Origin of the sequence: Streptomyces sp. NPDC057638 (assembly GCF_042800315.1) — a bacterium.
Taxonomy (GTDB): domain Bacteria; phylum Actinomycetota; class Actinomycetes; order Streptomycetales; family Streptomycetaceae; genus Streptomyces.
Genome location: NZ_JBHVHF010000454.1, coordinates 1 through 4,567, shown reverse-complemented (window position 1 = coordinate 4,567; position 4,567 = coordinate 1). Strand labels below are relative to the sequence as shown.

At 72.3% G+C, this 4,567-nt stretch carries 3 protein-coding genes; all 3 read right to left on the bottom strand.

Annotated features, from left to right (window positions below):
- Nucleotides 1–94 precede the first annotated feature (94 nt).
- Nucleotides 95–1,528 (bottom strand): FGGY family carbohydrate kinase, encoded by a 1,434-nt coding sequence (locus tag ACFVIM_RS33065; protein ID WP_384309454.1) that lies wholly within the window; start codon nucleotides 1,526–1,528, stop codon nucleotides 95–97.
- The gene (locus ACFVIM_RS33060) at nucleotides 1,525–3,087 is read right to left on the bottom strand and encodes an APC family permease (protein ID WP_384309451.1); all 1,563 of its coding nucleotides are present in this window, start codon (nucleotides 3,085–3,087) and stop codon (nucleotides 1,525–1,527) included. Before ACFVIM_RS33060 ends, ACFVIM_RS33065 begins: the two co-directional genes overlap by 4 nt.
- Before the next feature lie 297 nt (nucleotides 3,088–3,384).
- Nucleotides 3,385–4,158 (bottom strand): DeoR/GlpR family DNA-binding transcription regulator, encoded by a 774-nt coding sequence (locus ACFVIM_RS33055; RefSeq protein WP_384309449.1) that lies wholly within the window; start codon nucleotides 4,156–4,158, stop codon nucleotides 3,385–3,387.
- Nucleotides 4,159–4,567 lie beyond the last annotated feature (409 nt).

Genomic DNA, 4,567 nt, shown 5'->3' with positions numbered 1-4,567 from the left:
ACGTCATAGACGCCGTGGTGGTCGGCGGCCGGGGCCGTCCCGGGGTCGGCCTCCCCCAGACTCCGTCCGGGGGGACCTCCAATCGGGATGGTGCTCATATCAGTTCTCCCTTGCGGACGGTGGCCTCGGCGACCGCCGTCCAGGTGCGGCGGAACTCCTCCGCCCGGTCCGCCGGCCATACCGGCTCGTACACCGCCGACGGCCGCCAGTCGCCGACGGCCTGCTCCAGTGTCAGCCCCGGGTCCAGCGCGAGGCGCGCCAGGGCGGCGGCGCCCAGCGGTGTGGCGTGCGGCGAGGGGTAGACATCCACCGGCAGCTGCGCCAGATCGGCCTGGGCCTGCATCAGGGTGGCGCTGCGGGTCAGCCCGCCGTCGGCGCGCAGCCGGGTCAGCGGGGCGCCGACATCGTCCGCGACCCGGTCGCAGACCGTGGCGACCTGGGCCGCGATGCCCTGGAGGACGGCGAGCACCAGATGGCCGGGGCCGGTCGACAGGGTCATCCCGGCGAAGGTCGCCGTCGCGTCCGGGCGCCACCAGGGCGCCGCGAGACCCGCCAGCGCCGGGACGCACAGCGTCCCGTCCGAGTCCTTCGCCGCCCGCGCGTCCAGCTCCTCGGCGGAGCCGATCAGCCCGAGGTCCCGCAGCCAGCGCACGGCGGAGGCGGCCGTGTAGACCTGTCCGTCGACGCAGTAGTCGGTGCGCCCGCCCAGCCGCCAGGCGATGGAGGTGGTCAGGCCCACCCGGGAGCGTGCCGCCGTGCCGCCGGTGTTGGCGAGCAGGAACGCCCCCGTACCGTAGGTGCACTTGGCCGAGCCCGGTGTCACACAGCCCTCGGCGAGCAGCGCGGCCTGCTGGTCGGTGACCAGACCGGCCACCGGCAGCTCCCCGCCGAAGGCACGGGTGGTGCCGATGACCTCGGCGCAGTCCACGATCCGGGGCAGCCGCTCCTCCTCCAGGGCGAAGAGCACGGCCAGCTCGGGATCCCAGCCGCCGGTGTCGATGTCCAGCAGCAGGGAGCGGCTGGCGGTCGCCGCGTCGGTGACGAACTCACCCGTCAGCCGGTACAGCAGCCAGGTGTCGACGGTGGTGACCACGCCCGCGCGGGTCACCTCGCGGCGCAGCCAGGCCATCTTGGGCGCGGTGAAGTAGGAGTCGAGGACCAGACCGGTACGGGCCGCGATCCAGTCGGCGTGCTCGGTCAGCTCGGCGCAGACGGACTCGGCGCGCCGGTCCTGCCACACGATCGCCGCGGAGAGCGGCGCACCGGTGGCCGGGTCCCAGGCCAGTACCGTCTCCCCCTGGTTGGCCAGGGCGACGGCGTCGACCGGACGACCGGCCGCCGCGAGCGCGCGGCGGCCGGTGTCCAGCACGGACTCCAGCAGACTCAGGGGGTCCTGCTCCACGAGACCGCCGTCGCCGTAGCGGGGCCGCAGCCCCGCCTCGGCGAGGGCGAGCGTACGGCCGTCGCCGTCCACGACGACGGCCTTGGTGCCGGACGTCCCCTGGTCGATCGCCAGAACCACGGTCATCCGCGCGCCCCGCGGTCCGGTACGGGAACGTCCTCGGCCCGCCGGCCCGCCGCGCCCGGGTCGGTCTCGTCCAGCATCCGGTCGACGTTGAGCATGTCCGGCATGGACAGCCCGGCCACCCCCCGCCGTACCAGCAGGAAGGCCAGGTAGCAGCCGCCGATGGCGAAGAGCACCAGGACGTAGAGCCACGGGTCGCGGAAGGACTCGTCACGGAAGAGCAGCAACTCGTAGACGAGCCAGACCGAGGCGACCACGATCACCGGGGTCTCCCAGCGGCCCAGCGTGAAGCCCTGCGTCGGCGGCAGGCTGCGGCGCTTGACGATGTACATCAGCACCGTGCCCGCGTAGATGATCGCGGGCAGCAGGGTCGCGGCCGAGAAGAGCGAGAACAGCGCGTCCGTCGACTGCGAGAAGACACCGAGGATGACCTGGGCGACGACGAAGAGGAAGACGGTCGCGTTCAGCGGGGTGCCACGGCCGGGGTTGACCACGCGCAGCGCGGTCCAGCCGGGGAAGCGCTCGTCGCGGGACATCGCCCACACCAGCCGGGTGCCGCTCATGGTGATGACCAGACCGCAGGAGAAGATCGAGATCACCACGAGCACCAGCATCGCCTTGCCGACACCGGAGCCGAGCACCTCGGTGATCACGGTGGCGACGGGGGTGCCGGACTCGGCCATCTTCGCCGGGTCGCCCAGCAGCGCGGTCACCGCGATCAGGAAGAGGAAGCCGAGGACACCGAGGGAGACCACGGCCTGGACCATGGCCTTGGGGATGACGCGGGCCGGGTCGCGGGTCTCCTCCGCCAGGTTGGCGGCCGACTCGAAGCCGACGATGGTGAAGGCGCCGAGCAGGAAGGCCAGCGCGAACGGACCGGCGTGGCTGGCGCTGCCCAGCCCGTAGTAGCCGTCCTCGCTGGCGGGCGCGGCCTCGAAGAGGGTGCCGAAGTCCAGGTCACCGGCGAAGCCGCCGACGGCGAAGAGCAGCACGGTCAGCGCGATCATCCCGACCAGCTGGACGGTGACGGCGGCCTTGTTGACCTGGTGTGTCACCCGGGTGGACCAGGCCACCAGCAGCGACTGGAGCAGGATCACCACGGCGGTGATGGCCCAGGCGTTCTCGGTGGTGCCCTGGTACTGGAACAGCTCGGGCAGGATCGTCGACGCGATGGTGTAGTCGACGGCCACGACCACGACGCCGAGGAAGGAGAACGAGATCCAGCCCATGATCCAGCCCCAGACCGGGTTCACGATCCGGGAGACCCACTGGTAGGCGTAGCCGCTGATGGGGATGCGGGCGGCGAGCGCGCCGAAGACCAGGGCCACCGAGAGCTGCCCGATCACCGCGATCGGCCAGGCGAAGATGCCGCGCGGCCCGGAGCTGGAGAGCACCGCGCCGTAGGTGGTGAAGATGCCGGTGGCGATGGAGACGAAGCCGAAGGCCATGGCGAAGGAGGCGTAGCGGGTCAGCTCGCGCCCCATGCCCTTCGGTCTGGGGCCGTCGGCGTCCGCGTCGTTCGCGGTCGCCGGTTCCCCGGACGCGGGTGCGTCGGTTGTCATGCGGATGATTCCTTTCAGGACCCTGTGCGCCACGGCGGGAGTCCAGGGGAGAACCCCGGGGGAGCCGCGGGAGAACAGAACTCGGGGGAACGGTCCCGGGGGCGTGCCGACGGGACCGGGGAAGGGGCGCCATGAGGGGGGGACGCCCGGGAGGGGAGCGTGACGACGCGCTGCTCCACCAGCAGAAGATGATGATCCGTCAGTTCGATGAACGGGGACGGGCGCGGGGGAGAGGAGAGGGAGAGCGGCCCGGAGGGCCGGGGCTGCCGAGGCGACCGGGGTCACCGGGGCGACCGCTCAGGCGATGATCACCTCACACCCCGCCCCGCGTACCGCGTCGACCAGCTCGACGGGGGCCGAGGGGTCGGTGATGATGCCCGCCCCCGCGTCGACGGCACAGACGCGATGCCCCGCGACCCGCCCCCACTTGCTGCCGTCCGCCACCACATAGCTCCGCACACTGGTGGCGAGGATCCGCTTCTTGGTGAAGATCTCCTCGAAGTGGAAGTCGGTGACCCCGGCGCCGGGTTCGACCCCGCCGGAGCCCAGGAAGGCCAGATCCGCGTTGAGTTCACCGAAGAAGTCCACGGTCTGCGGCCCGGCCAGCACCAGATCGCCACCGCGCAACCGCCCGCCGGGCAGCAGCACATGGGCCTGGGGGAGCGCGGCGACCACGCCCGCGACATGGAGCGAGGGGGTCGCGACGATGCCCCGGAAGTCGGCGGGCAGGGCGCGGGCTATCTCGACCGCCGTCGTCCCCATGTCGATGACGACGGTCATCCCGGGCTGGATCAGCCGGGCCGCCGCCGCGCCGATGGCGGCCTTCGCCGGGAGCTGGGAGGCGGAGCGGTCGGCGTAGGACGCCTCCTCGCCACCGATCCCCCGCACCACCGCGAGCGACGCGGCGCCGCCGCGCACCCGCCGCAGCACCCCGCGCCGCTCCATCTGCCCGAGGTCGCGGCGGACGGTCTCGGCCGACACCTGCAACCGGTCGGCGAGGTCGTCCGTGCTGATGGTGCCGACGCGCTGGACCAGGGCGGAGATGCGCCGATGGCGCTCTGCGGGAAGCATGGGACTCCTGTGACTGCGGACGCCCGAAACTGACCGGGCATGACGGGAAGTGTGGATTAGCGCCCGGAAGTCGTCAAGTGGGGTGCGAGAAACGGTCAGTTGTCATCGCTACTGCCGTGAGTGACCCGATGTGCCCTACTTCTGCATGAGTGCGCCGAAAGCTGAAGAGGGAGTCGTACGGGGGTTCTTGGGCTCATGGCACGGTCGGGGCTGCCCTGCCGGGGTGTGCGGGGCGCCCGCCGCCGATCCTGCTGCGTGGGCGTTCGGCACGCAATGGTGCGTCGGTGACCGATGCCCACACGAGGGCCGCGCACACGAGGGCCGCGCACACGAGGGCCGCGCACACGACGGCCGCGCACACGACGGCCGCGCACACGACGGCCGCGCACACGAGGGCCGCGCACACGAC